The 22,223-nt window shown below is 42.2% G+C and carries 18 protein-coding genes; 12 read left to right on the top strand and 6 right to left on the bottom strand.

The genetic code is table 11. From position 1 onward, the window contains the following. The first annotated feature begins 47 nt into the window (after window positions 1-47). On the top strand, window positions 48-1,601 hold the full coding sequence (gene lnt / locus ACE1CI_RS02555; protein WP_413267086.1) for an apolipoprotein N-acyltransferase: 1,554 nt from the start codon (window positions 48-50) through the stop codon (window positions 1,599-1,601). 42 nt (window positions 1,602-1,643) lie between these two features. On the opposite strand, the gene tsaB is transcribed toward lnt, so the two are convergent. Beyond that, entirely contained in the window at window positions 1,644-2,297 is a 654-nt protein-coding gene (gene tsaB, locus ACE1CI_RS02550) for a tRNA (adenosine(37)-N6)-threonylcarbamoyltransferase complex dimerization subunit type 1 TsaB (protein ID WP_496615202.1), read from the bottom strand. 383 nt (window positions 2,298-2,680) lie between these two features. Here tsaB and ACE1CI_RS02545 point away from each other — a divergent pair, with 383 nt between their 5' ends. Continuing rightward, window positions 2,681-3,556, top strand: a complete 876-nt coding sequence (locus ACE1CI_RS02545) for an exosortase-dependent surface protein XDP2 (protein WP_413267088.1) — start codon at window positions 2,681-2,683, stop codon at window positions 3,554-3,556. Window positions 3,557-4,165: 609 nt separating this feature from the next. Next, entirely contained in the window at window positions 4,166-5,047 is an 882-nt protein-coding gene (locus tag ACE1CI_RS02540; RefSeq protein ID WP_413267089.1) for an exosortase-dependent surface protein XDP2, read from the top strand. A 174-nt stretch (window positions 5,048-5,221) separates the two neighbouring features. On the opposite strand, the gene ACE1CI_RS02535 is transcribed toward ACE1CI_RS02540, so the two are convergent. Further along, window positions 5,222-5,503, bottom strand: coding sequence for a Ycf34 family protein (locus ACE1CI_RS02535; protein ID WP_413267090.1), 282 nt, complete (start codon window positions 5,501-5,503; stop codon window positions 5,222-5,224). Next, window positions 5,500-7,053: a group II intron reverse transcriptase/maturase gene (locus ACE1CI_RS02530; RefSeq protein WP_413267091.1), complete on the bottom strand. Its 1,554-nt coding sequence runs from the start codon at window positions 7,051-7,053 to the stop codon at window positions 5,500-5,502. The genes ACE1CI_RS02535 and ACE1CI_RS02530 overlap by 4 nt, the downstream gene beginning before the upstream one ends. A gap of 651 nt (window positions 7,054-7,704) precedes the next feature. On the opposite strand from ACE1CI_RS02530, the gene ACE1CI_RS02525 reads away from it, so the two are divergent. The 3 genes from ACE1CI_RS02525 (at window position 7,705) to ACE1CI_RS02515 (ending at window position 10,715) form a co-directional block, all read left to right on the top strand. Beyond that, a complete protein-coding gene (locus ACE1CI_RS02525; RefSeq protein WP_413267092.1) occupies window positions 7,705-8,997 on the top strand; it encodes a tRNA nucleotidyltransferase/poly(A) polymerase-related protein in 1,293 nt (430 codons plus the stop codon). A 171-nt stretch (window positions 8,998-9,168) separates the two neighbouring features. After that, window positions 9,169-9,771: a precorrin-6Y C5,15-methyltransferase subunit CbiT gene (cbiT, locus tag ACE1CI_RS02520; RefSeq protein WP_413265557.1), complete on the top strand. Its 603-nt coding sequence runs from the start codon at window positions 9,169-9,171 to the stop codon at window positions 9,769-9,771. A gap of 74 nt (window positions 9,772-9,845) precedes the next feature. After that, entirely contained in the window at window positions 9,846-10,715 is an 870-nt protein-coding gene (locus tag ACE1CI_RS02515; RefSeq protein WP_413265556.1) for a phosphatidate cytidylyltransferase, read from the top strand. A 131-nt stretch (window positions 10,716-10,846) separates the two neighbouring features. On the opposite strand, the gene ACE1CI_RS02510 is transcribed toward ACE1CI_RS02515, so the two are convergent. Then, window positions 10,847-11,608 (bottom strand): LmeA family phospholipid-binding protein, encoded by a 762-nt coding sequence (locus tag ACE1CI_RS02510; protein WP_413265555.1) that lies wholly within the window; start codon window positions 11,606-11,608, stop codon window positions 10,847-10,849. Between the two features lie 96 nt (window positions 11,609-11,704). Here ACE1CI_RS02510 and ACE1CI_RS02505 point away from each other — a divergent pair, with 96 nt between their 5' ends. Then, window positions 11,705-12,469 carry a pseudouridine synthase gene (locus ACE1CI_RS02505; protein WP_413265554.1) on the top strand — a complete coding sequence of 255 codons (765 nt, stop codon included), beginning with the start codon at window positions 11,705-11,707 and terminating at the stop codon, window positions 12,467-12,469. Window positions 12,470-12,599: 130 nt separating this feature from the next. Beyond that, window positions 12,600-13,385 carry a helix-turn-helix domain-containing protein gene (locus ACE1CI_RS02500; RefSeq protein WP_413265553.1) on the top strand — a complete coding sequence of 262 codons (786 nt, stop codon included), beginning with the start codon at window positions 12,600-12,602 and terminating at the stop codon, window positions 13,383-13,385. A gap of 67 nt (window positions 13,386-13,452) precedes the next feature. Here the strand turns inward: ACE1CI_RS02500 and malQ are convergent, their stop codons facing one another. Beyond that, a complete protein-coding gene (gene malQ / locus ACE1CI_RS02495; RefSeq protein ID WP_413265552.1) occupies window positions 13,453-14,949 on the bottom strand; it encodes a 4-alpha-glucanotransferase in 1,497 nt (498 codons plus the stop codon). A gap of 284 nt (window positions 14,950-15,233) precedes the next feature. Here malQ and ACE1CI_RS02490 point away from each other — a divergent pair, with 284 nt between their 5' ends. From ACE1CI_RS02490 to ACE1CI_RS02480, 3 genes are all read left to right on the top strand, one after another. Continuing rightward, window positions 15,234-15,665, top strand: a complete 432-nt coding sequence (locus tag ACE1CI_RS02490) for an NUDIX domain-containing protein (RefSeq protein ID WP_413265579.1) — start codon at window positions 15,234-15,236, stop codon at window positions 15,663-15,665. A 157-nt stretch (window positions 15,666-15,822) separates the two neighbouring features. Next, the gene (locus ACE1CI_RS02485; protein WP_496615200.1) at window positions 15,823-17,157 is read left to right on the top strand and encodes a Rid family detoxifying hydrolase; all 1,335 of its coding nucleotides are present in this window, start codon (window positions 15,823-15,825) and stop codon (window positions 17,155-17,157) included. Between the two features lie 328 nt (window positions 17,158-17,485). Then, a complete protein-coding gene (locus ACE1CI_RS02480) occupies window positions 17,486-17,683 on the top strand; it encodes a DUF6887 family protein (RefSeq protein WP_413265550.1) in 198 nt (65 codons plus the stop codon). A 48-nt stretch (window positions 17,684-17,731) separates the two neighbouring features. Here ACE1CI_RS02480 and carB read toward each other — a convergent pair whose 3' ends face one another. Next, the gene (carB, locus tag ACE1CI_RS02475; protein ID WP_413265549.1) at window positions 17,732-21,037 is read right to left on the bottom strand and encodes a carbamoyl-phosphate synthase large subunit; all 3,306 of its coding nucleotides are present in this window, start codon (window positions 21,035-21,037) and stop codon (window positions 17,732-17,734) included. A gap of 365 nt (window positions 21,038-21,402) precedes the next feature. On the opposite strand from carB, the gene ACE1CI_RS02470 reads away from it, so the two are divergent. Further along, window positions 21,403-22,125: a hypothetical protein gene (locus ACE1CI_RS02470; RefSeq protein WP_413265548.1), complete on the top strand. Its 723-nt coding sequence runs from the start codon at window positions 21,403-21,405 to the stop codon at window positions 22,123-22,125. Window positions 22,126-22,223: the final 98 nt, after the last annotated feature.

Below are 22,223 nucleotides of genomic sequence, written 5' to 3'. Positions count from 1 at the left end.
TCCCCGACTTCTTGAAGAAGTCGGGGATCTGAGTTCGCTTAAATTCAATGAAAACTTACACCAAATTACGTTTAATTATTAGCCTTATCAGTGGCATCTTAATGGGAATGACAGCCGCACCTTTTGGTGTTTGGCCCTTAGCTTGGATCGCTTTAATTCCCCTGTGGATTTTTACCGTTAAGAGCCAAAAAACAGAAAAAACGCTTTACCTTTACGCTATACTTTGGGCTATAGGTTATCATGGCTTAACTTTATCTTGGATTCTCGGACTTCACCCCTTAACGTGGTTGGGAATTCCTTGGATTTTGAGTTTAGCGATCGCCTGCGGAGCACTACTATTATTTACAATTTGGGGCATTGTCCTAGTAACAATTTGGGCAATTAGTAGCAGAGCAATTTTCCAACTAATTAACAATTTTAAATCCCCCATTCCCAACGGTTTAATTCGCGTATTAATAGGAACAACAATCTGGTGCGTTCTTGAATATATTTGGAGTGCTGGCCCCTTTTGGTGGACTTCCTTATCTTTTACTCAAAGCCCCCATAACTTAGCCATTTTACATCTGAGTCAAATCTCTGGCCCAAATACAATTAACGCTGTAATAGTCGCCGTAAATGGGTTAATAGCTGAAGCTTTAATCTCCCGCGAATTACAGACAAAATCATTATATAAAGGTTATTTGAGTTTTGCGATCGCACTACTAATTACTTCCCATTTAGTCGGATGGATAATTTACAGCCAACCATTAAACGAACAACCAAATAACGCTTTAAAAGTAGGAATCATTCAAGGTAACATTCCCAATAGAATTAAATTTACTCCCGAAGGTTTGCGCCTTTCCTTAATTAGATATATCAATGGATATCGCAACTTAGCACAACAAGGAGTAGTAGCAGTTTTAACCCCAGAAGGTGCTTTATCATCTCAATGGAGTGACCCACCATCGCCAAAAAACCCCTTTTATCAAGCTATTTTGGACGAAAAAATAGTTGCTTGGATAGGCGCACATCGTCGCCAAGGAAATAGCTTTACGAATAGCTTATTTACTGTTAATGGAACAGGTGAAATTTTCAGCCGTTACGATAAAGTAAACTTAGTAGCCTTTGGCGAATATGTACCTTTTCGAGACATTTTCGGGCGGATATTTCCCCAAGTTTCCGCAGTAGGATCGGATCAAGTTCCTGGTGTATCTAATCAAGTATTTGATACACCTTTTGGTCGTGCCATTGTTGGTATTTGTTATGATTCAGCATTTACCCGACATTTTCAACGCCAAGCAGCTTTAGGAGGTGAATTTATCCTCACATCATCAAACAACGATCCTTACAATGCTGCCATGCAATTTCAACATCATGCACAGGATGTTTTACGGGCTATTGAGAGCGATCGCTGGGCAGTAAGAGCTACAAATACAGGTTATTCTGCTATTGTCGATCCTCATGGCAAAACTAAATGGCTCTCCCAAACTAAAACATATCAAATTCACGCTGACACAGTTTATCGCCGTCAAACCAAAACCTTATATGTCCGTTGGGGAGATTGGTTAACACCGCTTTTATTACTAACTTCCGCAATTATTTTAACCTTAAGTTCGTTGTGAGCACTTCAGTGCTCCATCACGACTAAAGTCGCTACAACGAACTTATTCTACTGGGTGTTGACCGTAAAAAGGTAAAGCTTCCGACCAATGAGGACGTAAACCTTGTTTCCAATCTAAATATGCCAGTTCTAGTAAAGGAGAAACCGACGCACCTATGTTACCGGAAACTTCAATTAACTTGTAAGGATAACTCAAATTTGCCAAAGTTTGTTGCCAAACTTCCGGTTTCATCACTGTATCTGGTAACAACTCAATTTGCTTTAAATCATCGACAGATTTTTGGTAAACTGCGCCAAATACCTCGCCGCGACTAGCTGGCATTTGAACTGCGATCGCTAACCGATCGTCATTAGAACTATGTGACCATGCGATCGCTGCCAAAGTAGAAATCGCAAACAAAGGAATCTCTAATTGCTGCGCCAAAGTCCGGGCACTCACCACACCAATTCGCGTACCCGTGAAACTACCAGGGCCTTTTGCAACCGCAATAAAAGCCAAGTCTGACCAAGATTGTGGTTGAATAAATCCGGCTAAATACTGATGCAAGTGCGTAGATAAATCATGCCCTAAATTCCAAGTTTGACAGCGAGTATCATCCGTGAAATTACTGATACTTATTCCTAATTCCGGGCTACTACTGTGAATACCCAAACCGTATTCCGCCAACTCTATACACCTCTCCATGAATTCAACCATTCAACAAATTATTTTGAGCAAAACTTTTCTGTAATACTCCTAGTATAATTCCCATTTCACCGCAAATACTGCGTTAATTAACTAGATACACGAGCTTTATAAAAGCTAAATTTTCCGGGTTACTTAAGAAGCCAAGTGAATTTTAAAGATTAAAATAAATTTTCCTTCGATTCCTGTAATTTGCCAACAGCGATGGGTAATATAGAACTAGGTTGAACTAAGTATGGGAACAAGAGTTAAGCTAAATACTTGATTCAGCAAAAGACAATTAGAATAGAGTTTTAAACTTTTTCCATAAAACTAGTAAAGATCCCGATCACAAAATAAAAAAAAACGACATTATTATCGTATTGTTTGTGAACAAAACAACAAGGAGCAACAAAATGAAATTACAACGCACCGCGACTTTTCTAGGTTTAGCTTGTAGCACTGTTTTAGCCTTTTCTGCTACTGCTCAAGCTGCCAGTTTCACCAGTAATGTTAGCCAAACAACAGACCCCGAAGCTGACATTTGGTTAAACTCAATCACTCAGAATGGTGCTACATTTAACAATTTTAATCTGGTCAACCGGGTTAACATTCTTCGCAACGACCAGATCAAGGATTTACTACCTGGACAAACTTCCAATCCAGAACTCGGTCTCTCCGTTAACAACACTGGTGCTGCTAGTACAGACCGAGGCGATCGAGCTACTGCACCAGGCGGTCGAGAAGTATCTGGTTTGAGTAACCCTACAGGTGATGACATTGCTGCATATCTGGGTAATACCAATCTCAACAATATTATTGATGTTGAGGATGGTGGAACCATGAAAATGAACCTGTTCTTCCAAAATACTATTTTCGCGGATAGTACAGGGTTAGATAACCTGTTCTTCTGGGAACGGGGTGAAGGACAATGGAATGCCAGCGACTTGGGTATTCAAGCAATTGATGCGAACGGCAACCCGATCGGTAACTTTCTCAGGCTCGACGGCTATGCTAAACAAGATGCAGGCTTTAGCCTTGACACACTCGAAATTGCTGGGGCACAACGAGTAGGAACCTGGGGAGTTAAACTCAGCGAGTTGGGAGTAACATCTGCTGCGGGTATCCAAGTCTTTGCAAATTGGGAGTACAGAGGCCCTGATTTCAAGGTGATTGCGCGATCGAGCTCACCCAGCGCCAGCGTACCTGAACCTGCAACCCTCGCAGGTTTAGGATTAGTAGCTGCTTCTTTAGCCGCATTTCGTCGTCGTCAAGCTAGCAAAAGCTCTTAAGACAGTTCCACTATACTTTCCTTCTTTAGGGAAACAAAGAGGTACACACTTAAAGTAGTACCTCTTTGTTTTTATCTGTTTTGGTTTCATCAATAAATCATCACCTAAATTTTCATATCTATAACAAATATCATCTGTAAACTTACTGATTACTATGCCTAATTCCCAGCCAGTAGCGTAAAAACCGATCCCGTACTTCCCTTGACCGAGTAAATGCCGTATTAGTTAACCTAAAAAATTAAATTTATTCTCTATATTTTCCTAGATAATTTCATGATAAATCTAAGATTTTCTCCTACGTATCAGTCCTTATACGAAAATTTTTACAGGTAAATACTTATGTTATTAAATAAGTATTTATTTAGGTTTACTGAGTTATTTAAGTTTATGCAAATTTCACTTTTATCACTTGTCAATTTGATTTTTTATGCTTAAGATTGAGTTGTGTGAATCCCAAATGACTTCGGTAGGAAATTACATTGTGTCTATTGGTTACTTTACTAAACCAGAGTAAGTTAACTGATTTAGCTTTAAAGTTCAGTAACAAAATCATAGAAATCAGGAAATAAACACTCTTACTCAACTCGAAACCTCCGAAAGAACAACAAAATGAAACTTAAAAATACAGCTACAATTCTCGGCATTGCTTGCGGAACAATTCTTTCTATTTCTACCACCGCACAAGCTGCTTCTTTCTCGGTTGGTGTTAGCCAAAGCACTGATGCTAAAGCAGATATTTTGTTGCAAAGTATTACGCAAAATGGTGTCACATTCAATCAATTTAACCTGATTAATGAAGCCAAAGGTGATATTGTCTTCAATGACATGATTAAATTGACTGGCAAAGAAGGAGAAACAGCCAATCCTACTCAAGGTGGTTCAACCAACAACACAGGTGCAGCTAGCACAGACAGAGGCGACAATGCCAGCAAACCCAATGGTTTAGAAGTATCTGGTATTAAAAACCCGACAATGCCTGAAATTGCCACATACTTGGGTAACACCAATTTGAACAACATTGTTGACACTGAAGATAATGGTTCTTTTGAAATGAACCTATTCTTCACTTACCTGCTTCAGGAAGATAACAAAGGATTGGATAGTATCTTTGTTTTTGAACGGGGTAGAAATAGCGACTTAGCTATTCAAGCAATTGATGAAAGAGGCAACAAGATCGGTAACTTTTTGCAACTCGATCGCCAAAATCAAACCAATCTTGGCTATAGCATTGATACCACAGAAATTGGTAGTGCACAAAGCGTAGGTGGATGGGGAATTAGCCTCAGCCAATTGGGAGTTACTTCTGCGGCTGGTATCCGCATTAGAACCGAAAGCAGTTTTAATGGCCCAGACTTTAAAATGATCGGACGCTTGAATGACAACCCTGTATTACGGGAAAGAGTACCCGAACCAGCCACCTTAGTTGGTTTAGGATTAGTTGCAGGTTCTTTAGTAGCATCTCGTCGTCGTAAAGTTAGTAAAGCTGGTTAATTCTCACAACTAAGCAGTTTAATAAGTACTGCGGAAAATTTAATCAGGGCGATAAAACTGCATCTATAAATTGCCTATATTAAATCAAAAAGGGTTCTCTCAAAAAGAACCCTTTTGTTTTTTATGAAAGCTGGAAGGAGAAGGGTTTGGATCAATCCTTCCCCTTCCCCTGCTTCAAGTAGGTACTAACTCACCGGGGCGTAACTTCGCCCATTTGCCCATTTCTTGTTTAAAGCTAACGCAGCCGACAACATCCCATTCCATTTCCACATAATCTTGTTGGGGACGAATGTTAACATTGATGCTGGGTTCAATTGGTTCAAAATCAGGATCTTCGGCGATGTGAGGTACCTCATGCTGCGTTTCTACGGCGTGGTAGGTAATGCAGCGATCGACATAATGGCAGTTAACGCAAAGGTTGAGTCGAGGGGGAGTATTACCTCCCGCCCCTCTCATTTAGATCCGTGCTTGCGGGTTTCCCTGCACACGGCTCCCGACAATCTTGTTTTGCTCATGTGGATGTAGTCGTGACAGCTTTCGTGTACAGCCATTAGGTTGTTAGCTTTCCAGTTGCTGTGATTGCCGTCGATGTGGTGTAGATGCACTTGTTCTTCATGTGTGAAGAACATTCCACAATGTCCACAAGTATGGTTCTGCTTTTTAAGCAGTCTAGAGGTTGTACTGTCATATTGTGCGCTGTTGCGCTTTGTCCAGTACAAGATATCTCCATCGAAAGGTGTTTTATTTCCTTTTACGTTTACGAAATTATTTTCGTGATAAGGGAAGTATGGAAATGCTTTTTTGACCAATTCATTGACTTGGTTTCGATTAAGCTTCCTTTCTTTGTTGAATACCTTCCAGGCTCTGTTTGCGATGTACCATAAACTATATCTTGAGCCATCTAACTTGCAGAACTGGTGGTAGTTTCTCCATCCTCTGACAATGGGTGCTAATTTTTGCGCTTTCACCCTTGACCCATAATTCGAGTTGTTGACGATTTTTTTGACTTTTTCTCGGAACTTTTTGAAGTTATCCACTGAGGGCTGACTCCGAAATTTCCCATTTTTTTGCACTTTAAAGTGCCAACCTAAAAAGTCAAATCCATCTGTCGCTGCGGTGATTTTCGTCTTTTTCTCACTAACCTTCATTCCTCTTTGGGCAAGGAACTGACCGATTTGCTCAAGTATCTTTTGCTCGTCATCGTTTGGTTTGAGTATGAACACCATATCATCGGCGTATCTGACAGATTGGTGTATGGTTTCGATACCATTCAATGCAATGTTGGCTAGCAATGAGCTAACCACTCCGCCTTGTGGCGTTCCTTGTTCTGGGAACTCTGGGTTTACTCCTGATTTTAAGCAACGGAAGATTCCTTTGCGAACGCCTAATGGGGCAATGAGTCTTTCCAGTATGGCAGTGTGACTTATTCTGTCAAAGCATTTCTCGATATCTAATTCGATGACTCGCTTATTCATTCCATTTACTTTGGAATTTAGGTTAAGAAACAGGATTTTCTGAGCGTCGAATGCCGCTCTACCTGGCCTGAATCCATAGCTTCTTTCATGGAATGTGGCTTCGTGTGCAGGTTCTATAGCGTATTTCACTAGGCATTGCCATGCTCTGTCGTCTATAGTAGGCACTTTTAACATTCGGGTTGACCCATCTTTCTTTGGTATGGGAATTTGTCTCAACCCGGAGTGCTTCCAGGTGTTAACATTTGCTTTGAGCCGTTCGCTCAAATAATAGCGTTCCTGATGCGTCAGGGACGCTTTGCCGTCAATGCCTGGGGTTTTCTTTCCTGCATTTAGCTGTGTTACTTGACGGATTGCCAGTAGTCTTGCTGCACGGGACTTCAGAATTAGCTTTTGTAATGACTTAGCTTTTCGCTTGTCTTTGGCTCGAATAGCTTTGTACACTCTCACTTGTAGGCGGAAAAGGTTACGTCGAAATTGCTTCCAAGGTAACTTTCTCCAAAATTCACTAGCTTTGAGACTGTGCCTAATCATGCTCTACTCCTGTTTATGTACTCTGATTGCCTTTGAGCAATTACGCCCAATCCTACCCGGTTCTAAGGGGTTCCGCGTCTCGTCTCGCCTACCAGGGGTTCGACCTTCCCCAAGACCTTAGATCCGTTTTTATTCGTTCCCTCAATCGATTGTCTTGTCCCTGTAGGTGTAGCCATTTCAACTGCTAGATACCCTGGTATGGCTAGTCTTCGCGTAACAGCTAGCGGGTATTATTTCTAGCGAAATCAGGGGGTAGTATTCTTTTCCGTCCTGATTCGACCTTAAGTTGCTTTTGTAGGCTCTGTTTCACCTTGGGGACTCCCCTAGCGCCAGTGCGCCCTCGGTCAGGCTCTGATTGCGCCCTACTTCCAGCTTCGACCTCCCGAATTCCGAGTCGGGTCATCGTGGATAGATTGGGAGTCACACGCATACCTCGTGGGAGGGACTTGCACCCTCATCGTATTGAGAGTTTCACAGCCTCTATTGGCTATGAGCCGCTTTATTTCGTGGTTTTATCCACTGATTCGGCGGCAACGAATCGCACTACACATAGCGTCTTCTCCAGTGGCTTTTTTGTTAATCTAGCTTAGACGAGTGGGCGATCGCTTAGTCCCTTGGTTGATTTTTGTTGCGACAATGTGAAGAATTAGCATGAACCACAGAGACACAGAGAACGCAGAGAAAGAATTTTCTGCATTATCTCCCGAAAATTGGCCTTTCGATTTAGAATTTTTGCCCCAATCTGCTTATATGGTAGGTGGTGCGGTGCGAGATGCCCTTTTGGGGAAACGGCGCGATTATTTAGATTTGGATTTTATTATCCCGGAAAAAGCAGTGAAAGTCGCCCGCCAAATTGCCACTCACTACAAAGCTGGGTTTGTTTTGTTAGATCCCCAAAGACAAATTGCCAGGGTGGTTTTTCCTAACGCTACCGCTGATTTCGCCCAGCAAGAAGGTGACTCGTTAGAAACTGATTTGCGGCGACGAGATTTTACCATGAATGCGATCGCCTACAACCCCCACACTAACCAACTCATCGATCCTCTGCAAGGTTACTCCGATTTAAAGCAAAATCTCATCCGCATGGTATCATCTGCTAACCTGCAAGATGACCCTTTGCGCTTATTAAGAGCATACCGTCAAGCTGCCCAATTAGGTTTTACAATTCAACCAGAAACTCGTTCTGTAATTCGAGAAATGGCACCTTTACTCGGTAAAGTGGCAGCTGAAAGAGTCCGAGTAGAGTTAGGTTATTTGCTCAATTCTCCCTCTGGAATTCCCTGGTTAACCGCTGCTTGGGAAGATGGATTAATTAATATTTGGTTGAGTCACGCCACAGAGAAAAGTTTCCACCAACTTGTCGCCGTTGACTGGGCAGCTACCACATTAGTAGAAATTTGGCCTCTATTAGGAATAGAACTTTCTCAAGCAATTCGTGATACTATCAAAACTCCTTGGTTAAGTCTTGCCAAACTCGCTTGTTTAGTGACAACCGATCCCATTTTAGCGGAAGTAGAATTACAGAAACTATCTTACAGTCGCGCCGAAATCAAAGCTGTAACCACGATATTGAAACTTTTACCACAGTTGCGAAGGCAGCAAGTTTTACCCAATGGAATGTCTTTAAGACAACAATATTTTTTCTTTCGTGAAGCTGGAAAAGCTTTTCCGATTGTCGCAGTTTCAGCTTTAGCTAACGAAATTTCAATCGAGGTAATTTCGCCTTTAATTAACCGTTATCTTAATCACGATGACCAAGTTGCCCATCCCATTCCCCTAATTTCCGGCAATGATTTAATCAGAGAACTTAACCTCACACCTAGCCCAAAACTTGGCGAATTACTCACAGAAATTCAAATTGCTCGCATTGAAGGTAAAATTTCCACTGTTGAAGAAGCGATCGCTTTTGCTGCTGAATTACTCAAGAATATGCGAGCTTACTAACACTAAATGATAAGATTGCACTAACCTCTCCTAAAAAATTTCTCCTCTGCCCCTCTGCCCCTCTGCCCCTCTGCCCCTCTGCCCCTCTGCCCCCCTGCCCCTCTGCCCCCCTGCCCCCCTGCCCCCCTGCTCCTCTGCCCCCCTGCCCCCCTGCTCCCCTGCCCCCCTGCTATGCCCTCACCAATCTGGCCTTATGTTACCCCAGGAATCCCAGACGATTTGTTTGATCGCTTACCGGGCATTCCCCTAAGCAAGCGAGAAGTGCGACTGTTGTTAGTTTCTCATCTGCGTTTAACTCCCGACACAATTTTGTGGGATATTGGCGCAGGCACAGGGACAATACCCGTAGAAGTTGGGTTACTTTGTCCACAGGGTAAAATTATTGCTGTCGAACGAGATGAGGAAGTAGCAGGATTAATCAGCCGGAATTGCGATCGCTTCAGTGTCCCCAACGTAGATATAATCATAGGAAGCGCTCCTGAATGTCTCAAAGACTTACCAGCACCACCCAATCGAGTTTGCATTGAAGGTGGTCGCCCAATTAAAGATATTCTGTTTGAAGTGTGGCATTACTTGCCACACCAAGGCAGAGTTGTAGTTACAGCAGGCAACTTGGAAACCCTTTACAGTGTCTCTGAAACCTTTGCTCAGTTACAAGTACGGAATATAGAAGTTGTACAATCAGCTGTTAACCGCCTGGAGAAGCGAGGAAATCATCAAACATTTGCTGCTGTCGATCCGATTTTTATCCTCAGTGGCGAAAAGTTAGAGTAAAAGCAAAGTAGATTTTAGATTTTCGATCCACTCTAAAATCTAAAATCTAAAATCTAAAATTTACAGAACGTCTCATGTCTTGGCCTAGAATACTTAGCGGAATTGTTGCGATCGTCCTAGCTTTAGGAATGATTTTCCTGGGAGGTTGGTATTTCACCCTTTGCTTTTGCATAATCATTTATTTAGGTCTATTAGAATATTTTCAACTAGTACGAGCCACCGGAATTGCCCCCGCAGCTAAAACTACACTCGCAGTTAGTATAGCATTATTGATAATAGCTACAGTTTCTTCTAGCCTAGCTGATGCAGTATTACCAGTAGCCGGAACTTTTATCTGTTTTTATCTCTTATTTCAGCCCAAATTAGCCACTATTGCTGATATCTCAACTTCAATTTTAGGGCTATTTTATGGCGGTTATTTACCTAGTTATTGGGTACGTTTACGCTCTCTTGGTCAAGCAGAATGCAGTAACTTACTTTTAGGCGGTTATTGGCCCCAAAATTGGACAAACATCAAAGATTGGCCCCAAGGACTGATCGTTACATTACTCGCCTTTAGTTGTATTTGGGCAGCTGATATCGGCGCTTACTTTATTGGTAAATTCTTTGGCAAAACTAGCCTTTCCCACATTAGCCCGAAAAAGACCGTAGAAGGCGCAGTTTTTGGTGTTAGCGCTAGTGTAGCCGTAGCTGTAGCTGGAGCGTGGTATCTCAATTGGCATTTATGGCCTATTACAGGAGTAGCTTTAGGTCTGTTAATTGGTATTGCTAGTTTGTTGGGAGATCTCACTGAGTCAATGATGAAACGCGATGCAGGTGTCAAAGACTCAGGTCAACTGATCCCCGGACATGGCGGAATTTTAGACCGCGCCGATAGCTACGTTTTCACCGCTCCCTTAGTCTACTATTTTGTTACTCTCCTTTTGCCTTTGCTACCGAAGTGAGGCAGGGGAGATGGGGGGATGGGGGGATGGGGAGATGGGGAGATGGGGAGATGGGGGAAAATAATTTAACTTCCTCTTCTACTCCCCCCACCCCCCTACCTCCCCACCCCCCTATCTCTTTCTCCCAGTCCCTAGTCACTAGTTACTGAGATGCTGCCTCGACAGATTAATTGACCATTGCTTAAGGTTAGTTCTTGAATATCTACATCTGCGCCTAAGTCTATGGTTAAGCTGGCTAAATTAGGGGAATTGAAGCCTAGATCTCCTTGAATTTGGGGATTATCTAAATGTAATTGATTGCGATCGCTGATTCTCACACCAGTACTAATTGCGATCGCAGAGTTACTATCTAGCAAACAGGCTTTTAAATGAATCTGATTGCCATCAACTGTAATTTTTTGCCAATGAATCTGTTGATTTGGGAGAGTTGGGGAATTTGTACCTGTCGCTTTGAGCAACATTTGGAAAAATTCATTTAAACCGCTGATGAGTAATTCACTCTCTAAAGAAGCATTCAAGTCATCTTCAGATAAGAGTAACTCACCTTGGGCGCGAATCGGTTCTAGCAAACGTAAAGGTTTACCTTTGATTACTTGACCCAGGTTAACGCGAATATTTTCGGCAACTAACCCAATTTGTTGCAGGTGTAAACCTTGGTACAGAGCGCGACTCGTAAAAAGTGTTACTTTCGGAATGTACCCAGATAAGATTTGTCGATCGCCTCCCTCAATGCGAAGTTGCAGGTCTTCTGCTTGTTCCACTTGCGATCGCAGCCACAATTTTACCGCAGGTGACAACACCTTACTAATAATTCGACTGCGTTGCTCTTGCAAAGTTTCTGTACTTTCTGTATTTTCCGTTCCTTGAACCTCATTTGCCGGGAGACCGAACATAAACACCACCTATGACGATACATTGAATAATGTAATATTTGTACATAGTTTACTGATTCTGGAAAAAACCAGTTAGCCCAGCAGTCAAAATTAAGTATGGAAAGGCTGCAAAAGTTACTTTCACAGTGGGGGGTCGCCTCGCGCCGTCACGCAGAAGAAATGATCCAAGCAGGTCAAGTGCGTGTTAACGGCGAAATTGCTCATTTGGGACAAAAAGCTGACCCCTTGAGCGATCGCATCGAAGTAAACGGTAAATTGATTAAATCTACTAATCGACCAGAACAGATTTACTTATTACTCAACAAACCAGCTGGAACAGTTTCCACCTGTAGCGATCCCCAAGGACGACCCACTGTGCTCCATCTGTTACCCGCGTCACTGCAAAGAGGACAGGGAATTTATCCTGTGGGACGCTTGGATGCTGATTCTACAGGAGCTTTACTATTAACTAACGATGGCGATCTTGCCTTCCGCCTGATCCACCCGCGTCATAGTGTGCCGAAAACCTACCAAGTTTGGGTAGAAGGTCAACCTCCAGAAAATATTCTGCAAATGTGGCGGGAAGGAGTTATCCTAGAGGGCAAAAAAACCTTACCCTGTCAAATCAGGGTATTAGAAACAGGGTCTAACGGCAATATGGCTACGCCACGCTACCGCGACCGCACTCTCTTAGAAGTGATTTTAAAAGAAGGGAGAAATCGCCAAATCCGGCGGGTAGCTGAACAACTGGGATATCCTGTAATTCAGCTGCACCGCACCGCAATTGGCCCAATTCAACTACAGTTACCCAAGCAGAGACTTTTGCCAGGAGAATACCGATATCTGACAAATGTGGAAATTAATTTTTTACAAAGTCGGTAAATCCAGCGTAGATTTTTCTGTTTATCAGTGTAGAGTTTTCATTGATGACAACTTTGCACAAAAAAGTTAAAAATATTTACCCAACCACCTAAGCCAGTAAATGAGCTAGTAAATGTCAAGGATGCAGCTGATGAAGACGAATAAAAGAGACGATCTAGGTTCTTATTTAGAAGAACAACGAGCCATAAAGCTAGCAGAAATGGGTGAATATCTGCGTCACCTGCGGGAACAACAAGCCCTTTCTTTAGATGACGTAGCATCTATCACTAAAGTTCCCGTCCGAATGCTCAATGCCATAGAAGAGGGTAGGCTAGAACCCTTACCGGAACCAGTCTATACTAAGGGTTTCATCAAACGCTATGCTGATGCACTCGGTTTGAATGGCTCTGAATTTGCCAGCGTCTTCCCCACAGCGCAAGTTTCCAGTACTAAAAGGAAATTTTGGGGAGAAATACCAGCTGGTCAGTTAAAACCAATTCACCTTTACCTGTTTTACCTGGTATTGATTATCTTCGCAGTAGCTGGGCTGTCGCAAATGGTAGATCGCTCTGCTCAACAAGCAGTGATTCCCACAACAGAAAAACCAGCAACTCCTAAAAAACCTACCAATTCTAAGCAAGGGCAAACAAAAGACAACGTGGCGCTTGTCAGCATGAAAGATGGCAAAAACAGTTCTGAACCTGTAAAAGTTGGTTTGAATGTCACATCTGACTCTTGGGTGAGGGTTGTCATTGATGGCAAAACAGAGTTTGAAGGAACGCTTTCCCAAGGAACTCAGCGCACTTTTTCAGCAAAACAAGAACTAGTTTTACGTGCTGGTAATGCTGGGGGAGTCATGGTTGCTTATAATAACGAGGAAGCCAAAACACTGGGAAATCCCGGAGTCGTCAAACAAGTGATTTTCAAAGCTAATTAATCGGGGATAGAGGAGGAGAAGTCGAATTTTACTCTTCAACCTTCTCCTATTTATCCCCTAATTTTCATCAAGCACGACCAAAAGTTTCCGTTAACTTTCTGAAGATTTCAATTTCTTTGTAAGTTAAAGCACCTGGTAGATAACGCCACTCCCAGTTACCCACGCCTTCACTAGGAACATTCATCCTCGCTGCACTTCCTAAACCTAAGATATCCTGTAAGGGAATGATTGCTTGATTTGCTACGGAACTCAGAGCTAATCGAATTAAATCCCAGTGAATACCCTCGTCAGAAACGCAACCTATGTAAGCGAGTACACCTTGCTTTTCATGTTCGGGTAGGAAGTCATACCAACCGACGGTCGTATTATTGTCATGGGTGCCTGTGTAAACTACGCTGTTGCGATCGTAATTAAACGGCAAATAAGGATTACCTGCACCAGAACCAAAGGCAAATTGTAAAATCTTCATGCCAGGGAATTCAAAATCATCCCGCAATTTTTCCACTTCTGGGGTAATTATGCCTAAATCCTCGGCTAAAACGGGTAATTTGCCAAATTTATCCCGAATTACTGTGAATAAAGCATCTCCAGGGGCTTTAATCCATTCGCCATTAATAGCAGTTTCTTCGCCTCTTTCCACTGCCCAGTATGCTTCAAAACCTCGGAAGTGGTCAATACGAACAATATCAACATAATCTAATAAAGATTGGAAACGCTCTACCCACCATTTAAAATGATCTTTTTGCAGGCTTTCCCAATCGTAAACCGGATTACCCCACAATTGTCCGGTTTCGCTGAAGTAATCTGGTGGTACTCCCGCCATTAATGCTGGTTCTTTGCTTTCTTCATCTAAGCAAAAGTATTCGGGATGTGCCCAAACATCGGCGCTATCATGAGCGACATAAATGGGGATGTCGCCGATGATTTGGATGTTGCGATCGTTAGCAAAGCGCTTAATATCGGACCATTGGCGGAAAAACTCAAATTGTAAGTATTTCTGGTAGATTATTTCACTTGCTAATTCCCGTTCATACTTCGCTAATGTAGCAGGATCGCGTTCGGCTAATTCTGGTTCCCACTTATGCCAACTTTCTCCTTCATGTGCGTCTCGCAATGCCATAAACAAAGCATAATCATCTAACCAATAAGCTTTACTGGTACAGAATGATTTGAATCGTTGTTGAACCTTTGGCGAAGTTTGTTGGACAAACTTTTCGCAGGCTTTTTTCAGCAGGGGAGTTTTGACTTGGATTACTGATTCAAAGTCTACTTTGTCTGCGGGAAATTGTGGTAAGTCAGCAAAGTCTTCTTCACTCAATAATCCATCATCTCGCAACCGTTCCGGGCTAATCAATAGCGGGTTCCCAGCCATCGCTGAAAAACACATATAAGGAGAGTTACCATATCCTGTGGGGCCCAATGGTAGAACTTGCCACAGTTTTTGTTTGCTTTCGGCTAAAAATTCTACAAAACGATAGGCTTCTGAGCCTAAGTCTCCCACTCCAAAACGGCTCGGAAGTGATGTGGGGTGCAATAAAACGCCACTTGATCTAGGAAACGGCATAATTTACCCAAAAAAGGTCGATCGAGGGATATCTGTGAGATTATCACGGCAGAGTTGTGTTTAAACCTGACTGTCGAAAGGTTTTTTCTCTAACGTTTGGCAGAATCCTCGGTTTTGTGGTTAACTGGCTAATTATTACACCTCTCCAAAAAAGAATCTCAAAGGCAGGCAGGATGCCTACCCCACATGAGTTATTGGAGATGTCTATTACACCTCTCCTTTCAAAGAATGTAGAGACGTTGTATACAACGTCTCTACAAGGGTTCTAAAATCGAAAATCCATGATGACTTACCGCAATCCTACTCCTACTGTTGACATCATTATTGAGTTGATCGATCGCTCCCAACGTCCCATCATCTTAATTGAACGCAAAAATCCTCCTTTCGGTTGGGCTATTCCTGGCGGTTTTGTAGATTATGGCGAGTCTGTGGAATCTGCTGCTGTTAGGGAAGCTGAGGAAGAAACGGGCGTAAAAGTAGAATTGGTGGAACAGTTTCATGTTTATTCTGACCCGAATCGTGACCCGCGTCAGCATACTTTAAGTGTGGTGTTTATTGCGACGGGTAAGGGTGAACCAAAAGCTGCTGATGATGCGAAAAATTTAGGGGTTTTTGAGTTTTGGCAGTTGCCAGATAATCTCTGTTTCGATCACGATCGAATTTTAAGGGATTACTGGCATTATCGGTTTTATGGTTTGCGTCCCAGGTTAGGGTAATTTTTGAACCACGTTCGCGTAGCGGTGCGTAGCACTTAGACACGAAGGACACGAAGAGAATTTTTTTTAACCGCGAAGACGCGAAGAGCGCGAAGAGAAGAAAAGAAGAGATTTTTAGGTATGTAAATGGGAATACTTGTTGATGGAGCGATCGCAAGTGTTGTTTTTTAGGGTGCGATCGAATTTTGAATTTATGTTTGCAGATGAACTGCTTGAAGCTTACGCTCAGGGAAAAAGAGACTTTAGTAAACAAGATTTAAGAGGAGAAGATCTCAAAGGCGCAGATTTGAGTGGGATCAACCTAACTCAAGCAAATTTATCAGGGGCTGACTTGAGTGAAGCTAATCTTGCAGGGACAAAACTTTACCAAACAGATTTTAGTAGAGCCTCTCTTACAAATACGGACTTGACAACAGTAGATTTGCAATATGCGAGTTTGATTTGGGCAGATCTTAGCAGTACTGATTTAAGTTGGTCAAATCTGAGTAACGCTAATTTGAGTTATGCAATTTTGGATGCAGCTAATTTGACTGGTGTAAACCTAAGTAGTGCTAAATTAAATTTCGCCAATTTAGATAAGGCAAATCTAACCGATTCCAACTTAACTGCTACAGAATTAACTGTTGCTTCTTTAAATTATGCAAACCTAAGTAAAGCAAATCTAAATAAAGCTAATTTAACAGCGGCTTATCTGCTAGGAGCAAACTTAAGTCTGGCAAATTTACTCGAAGCAACCCTTCAAGATGCCAAACTTCAAGGCGCTATATTCGATAGATCTAATCTTTATAAAATCGATTTGTCTAACATGAATTTGACTAAGGTAAATTTTAAAGCAGCAAATCTCCAAAGTGCAAATCTTATAAAAGCTTGCCTTCAAGGAGCAAATTTAGAAAGAGCTAATCTCCGATGGGCGAATTTAATTAATGCAAATCTAAAAGGAGCAAATTTAAGAAGGGCAGATTTATCTCGTACAGAAACTTATGGTATGAGTATTGAAAATGCAGACCTAACTGGTGCGATAATGCCAGATGGAGAAGTTTTTCACCCAGAAGTTTTTCCGGGGGAACTTCGCCACCAAGAAGTTTATTTAGAAAAAGTGATAATGGATCGCAAAGTTATCTTTACAGAATCGGCACCCTCGCCCGTTGGCCCTTATAATCAAGCAATTCTTGCTAGTGGACAAATGCTGTTTGTTGCTGGACAAATTGCGATCGATCCCAGATTAGGCGATGTCGTCTACAAAGATGATATCACTAAACAAACAGAACGAGTTATGGCTAACATTGAAGCCATCTTAACAGCCGCAGGTGCTAAATGGTCAAATGTGGTAAAAACTTCCGTCTTCTTGGCAAACATGAATGATTTTGCCGCCATGAATGCAGTTTATTCTAAATACTTTGACGAAGCAACTGCCCCTGCACGCGCTTGTGTAGAAGTCTCCCGTCTACCCAAAGATGTCTTAGTAGAAATTGAGTGCATTGCCATGATTTAAAAATTGGTCATTAGTCATTTGTCATTGGTGAACTGGTGCAAGGGTGAAGCATTCTGTAGATTCGCCCCCACCACTACAAATAAAAGTAGTTAGGGCTTGCTGAATAAAGGTAGAAAGTTAGATATTCAAGGGTTTTCTCCATTTTTTGTCCACAATAAGTATAAAGTTATCGCATCTAAAAGTGCAAAAACCTTGCCTTTTTGGGAGAAATTGTAGGGACACGGCATTCAAAAGATAACGCAGGAATTGCAAATATTAATGATGCCGTGTCCCTACTTGCCGGAAACAATTTAGAATTTGAGATAAAAAGAACTGGAGGATACGAGCCATGACAGCAGCTAACTATGATGCAATGAGTCTTGATGAATTACGGCAATATGTTTTAACTAATAGAGAAGATATCGATGCTTTTCATAGATATATCGATCGCTCAAAAGCAGCAGGTCGTATGATAACTATAGACTTAGAAAACGAACATTGGGAAGAAAATATAACTGACCAAATTAAGCAAAAAGACAATAGGTAATAGATAAGAGAAATTCCCATTACCTACTACCTACTACCTACTACCAACCTACACCAAATATTCTTGAATCGCTTTCACGTCTAATTGTGCAGATTGTAATCGAGAAATGGCTGCTGCGATCGCTTTTGCACCCGCTATAGTTGTGATTACAGGTACTTTATAGGATAGCGCAGTCCGTCGCAATAAACGCGCATCTGTTTGCGCTTCTTCTCCAGATGGGGTATTAATAACCAACTGGATTTTTTCATTTTTAATTGCGTCTACAATGTGGGGACGACCTTCATGTACTTTTAGCACTAATTCCACACCTTGTAAACCGCTATCTTTCAAGACTCGCCGAGTACCATCAGTGGCGACAATATGAAATCCTAATTCCATGAATTGTTTCACTACTGGAACTACGGCTTGTTTGTCACGATCGCTCATTGTAACAAACACTGTTCCTGATAATGGTAGCTTTTCTCCGGCACCTGTTTCTGCTTTCGCAAAGGCTTTCCCAAAGTCAGTATCTATTCCCATTACTTCGCCAGTCGATCGCATTTCTGGCCCAAGTAATGTGTCTGTACCTGGGAATTTATTAAATGGTAACACGGCTTCTTTGACAGCGATATGATTGGGAATAATTTCGTGTGTCATTCCTAATTCTTGCAGGGTTTTTCCTGACATAATCAAAGAAGCAAGTTTCGCTAAGGGTTTGCCAATTGCTTTGGAAACAAATGGTACGGTTCTTGATGCTCTGGGATTCGCTTCTAGAATGTAAACTTTGGGGGTGTAGCTGTATGCGTCTGCGATCGCATATTGCACGTTCATCAATCCAATTACATTCAATGCTTTGGCTAATCTGATAGTTTGATCGCGAATTGTCTGCAAAATTGCTGGTGCTAAAGATGTAGTTGGTAAGGTACAAGCAGAGTCGCCTGAGTGAATTCCTGCTTGTTCAATGTGCTCCATGATTCCGCCAATTACCACATTACCAGTTGCATCTGCGATCGCATCTACGTCTACTTCTACAGCGTTCTCTAAGAACTTGTCAATTAACACTGGTTTTTCCGGTTCAACTTGTACCGCCACTGTCATATAACGCTGTAAGTCAGCATCAGAATAAACGATTTCCATCGCCCGTCCACCTAATACGTAACTCGGACGCACTACCACTGGATAACCGATTTTTCCAGCAATAGCGATCGCTTCTGATTCCGATCGCGCAATCCCATTTGGTGCGGTTAATAATTGCAATTTTACCACAATTTCGTCGAAGCGTTCTCTGTCTTCGGCAATGTCGATCGAATCCGGCGAAGTTCCCCAAATTTTCGTCTCGGTGACGTTGTTTTTCGTCAGGTATTCTTGCAAAGGAACCGCTAATTTTAACGGAGTTTGTCCGCCAAATTGAATGATAATTCCGGCGGGTTTTTCGGTTTCGATGATGTTGAGAACGTCTTCTTTGGTTAGGGGTTCAAAATACAAGCGATCGCTAGTATCATAGTCAGTCGAAACTGTTTCTGGGTTAGAGTTAACCATGATGGTTTCAAAACCAGCATCGCGCAAAGCATAGCTGGCATGACAACAACAATAGTCAAACTCAATCCCCTGTCCAATTCGGTTAGGCCCACCACCCAAAATCATTACCTTCTGCCTGTTTGAATCCATTACTTCTGATTCTGGTGGCAATAAAGTAGCACTATTTTCCTCTTCTGTGGTACTGACAGCACCTAATTCATAAGCTGAGTAATGATAAGGTGTGAAAGCTTCAAATTCTGCGGCGCAGGTATCAACGGTTTTATATACCGGAATTACGCCTAAATCTTTGCGGTAATGGCGCACTTCGTCTTCGGTGGTTTTGGTAGCAAAGGCAATTTGGCGATCGCTAAATCCTTGCTGTTTAATCGCATACATTTGCTCTTTACCAATCTGTTGCAAAGGTGTGCGTTTCAGGAATTTCTCGGTTTCCAGTAATTCCTGTATTTTATCCAAAAACCAAGGATCGATTCCCGTCAATTCGTAAATGTCTTCTACCGACATTCCCAACTGCATCGCATGGCGAACAGTGAAAATTCTTTCTGGGTTAGGGGTGCGTAATTGGGCACGAATGTGTTCTAAAGATGGCAGTTTTTCCTGTTTGTCGCAACCCCAACCAGCCCGCCCAGTTTCTAAACCGCGCAAAGCTTTTTGGAAGGACTCTAAAAATGTCCGTCCAATTGCCATTGTTTCCCCAACAGATTTCATTTGAGTTGTTAATACTGGTTGAGTTCCGGGGAATTTCTCAAAGGCAAATCGGGGAATTTTGGTAACTACATAGTCAATGGTTGGCTCAAAGGATGCTGGCGTTTTCTTGGTAATATCATTGTTAATTTCATCCAGGGTGTAACCGACTGCCAACTTAGCCGCAAATTTCGCAATGGGGAAACCAGTTGCTTTGGAAGCTAAGGCGGAAGAACGAGACACACGAGGGTTCATTTCAATGACAATTACTTCTCCATTTACCGGATTTACGGCAAACTGAATGTTAGAACCTCCAGTCTCAACACCAATTTCTCGAATGATTTTAATTGAGGCATCCCGCAAGCGTTGATATTCTTTGTCGGTGAGAGTTTGGGCAGGGGCAACGGTGATTGAATCTCCGGTGTGAATGCCCATTGGATCGAGGTTTTCAATGGAACAGATAATTACTACGTTATCTGCCAAATCTCGCATCACTTCTAATTCGTATTCTTTCCAACCCAAAAGTGATTTTTCAATCAAAATTTGGGAAACTGGACTAGCATCAATTCCTGATTGGGCAATTTCTTCAAATTCTTCTTGGTTGTACGCAATACCACCACCAGTTCCACCCAATGTAAATGCTGGACGAATAATTAAAGGGTAACTGCCAATTTGTTGCCCGATCGCTTTAGCTTCGTTAAGATCGCAAGCAATTCCAGAAGGGCAAACATCTACCCCAATTTTCAGCATTGCTTCTTTGAATAATAAGCGGTCTTCTGCTTTTTCGATCGCTTCTAACTTCGCCCCAATCAACTCCACGCCATAGCGTTCTAAAACCCCATTCTTTGACAAGGCTACCGCTAAGTTTAATGCAGTCTGTCCACCCATCGTGGGCAATAAAGCATCAGGTCTTTCCTTGGCAATCACCTTTTCCACCATTTCCGGTGTCAAAGGTTCGATGTAGGTGCGGTCTGCTGTTTCAGGATCGGTCATGATCGTAGCAGGGTTAGAGTTGATCAACACCACCTCGTAACCTTCACTGCGTAACGCCTTACAAGCTTGCGTCCCCGAATAATCAAATTCACTAGCTTGACCAATTACAATTGGGCCAGAACCCAACAACAAGATTTTCTTAATGTCATTACGACGAGGCATACTCTTTGCTTTAGGTTACAACTATACAAATCCCACTCATTTTAAAGGCTTTCACTCCCTTTAGCCCCTCGATTTCATTCTTGTTTTACAACTTTCGATGACAAATGGGTGGGGACAGGGGAGATGGGGGGATGGGGAGATGGGGAGATGGGGGGATAGGGAGATGGGGAGATGGGGACAAGGGGACTCTTGGCACAAGGGGACAAGGGGAAGTTTAACTCAAAACTCAAAACTCAAAACTCAAAACTCTCCCCAGTCCCTTGGATTAACCTATGCAACTTTGTATTAAAAATGTTGCGATAATTGCATCTGGTTTAAACTTAATGTTATAGGGTAAAAGCAGCTATCACTAGGTCACAATTCTTATGCTGAAATTGGATACTTTTATCTCTGATGAAATCTTATTTGCTCAACCTCATCCATTAGCAGAAAATAGCAGTCTGTCTTTAGCTAGTTTCGAGAGTGTAACTTCTCCCGAAGAAGTTTGGGAAATTCAAAAACGCGATCGCATTTCCGGTTTACACAAACGCATCTCGCCTTTAGATTATGCCAAAGTTTGGGAATATTGGTGGTGTATTCCAGGGCGAATCCTATTACCGGAAGATATGGAAGTTCTCAGAAGCGATCGACCGAGAATAGAAACTATTTTAGGACAACTGGTTTGGTTATTGGGCGGACATTGCTTAGGCGTAGACTCTCACTTCGACGGCAAAAATCAACCGCTTTATGATTGGCAAGAAGTATTGCAATTTGTTCACAGTTCGGGATTAAGTGCTGATGTCATCGATATTGACTTTTTCCCCACAAGTTTGCAAAGAAATAATAAGCCGATCGCCAACATTCCCCTAGAAGAAACTGCTGATTATGTAGCCATTGAACCTGCACATCTACATATTGAATTTTTTGAATTGCAAGCCATAGATGGCGGATTTAAACTACAAGAACCAAAGCCTTTGTGTAGCTGTCAAATTTGGACTGGAAAACCATTACTCAAAAATATGAAAACGGGAGAAACTTTTACTCGTTATGATTTGTGCATTTCCACTCCTTATGATACAATAGGTATTCCTTCAGTAATATACCTCTAAGAAATCAATTTTATTTCTTACTAAAAGGCAGCGTGATATTTAGCTGAGTTTCGCGATCGAGTCTACAAGAATAGATTGGTCAACTGAATGTTGCATCT

The sequence above is a fragment of the Floridaenema flaviceps BLCC-F50 genome (assembly GCF_041929275.2).
In the GTDB taxonomy this organism is placed as follows: domain Bacteria; phylum Cyanobacteriota; class Cyanobacteriia; order Cyanobacteriales; family Aerosakkonemataceae; genus Floridanema; species Floridanema flaviceps.
The sequence above is the reverse complement of the archived record's forward strand: the minus strand, read 5'-3'. Positions and strand labels throughout refer to the sequence as shown.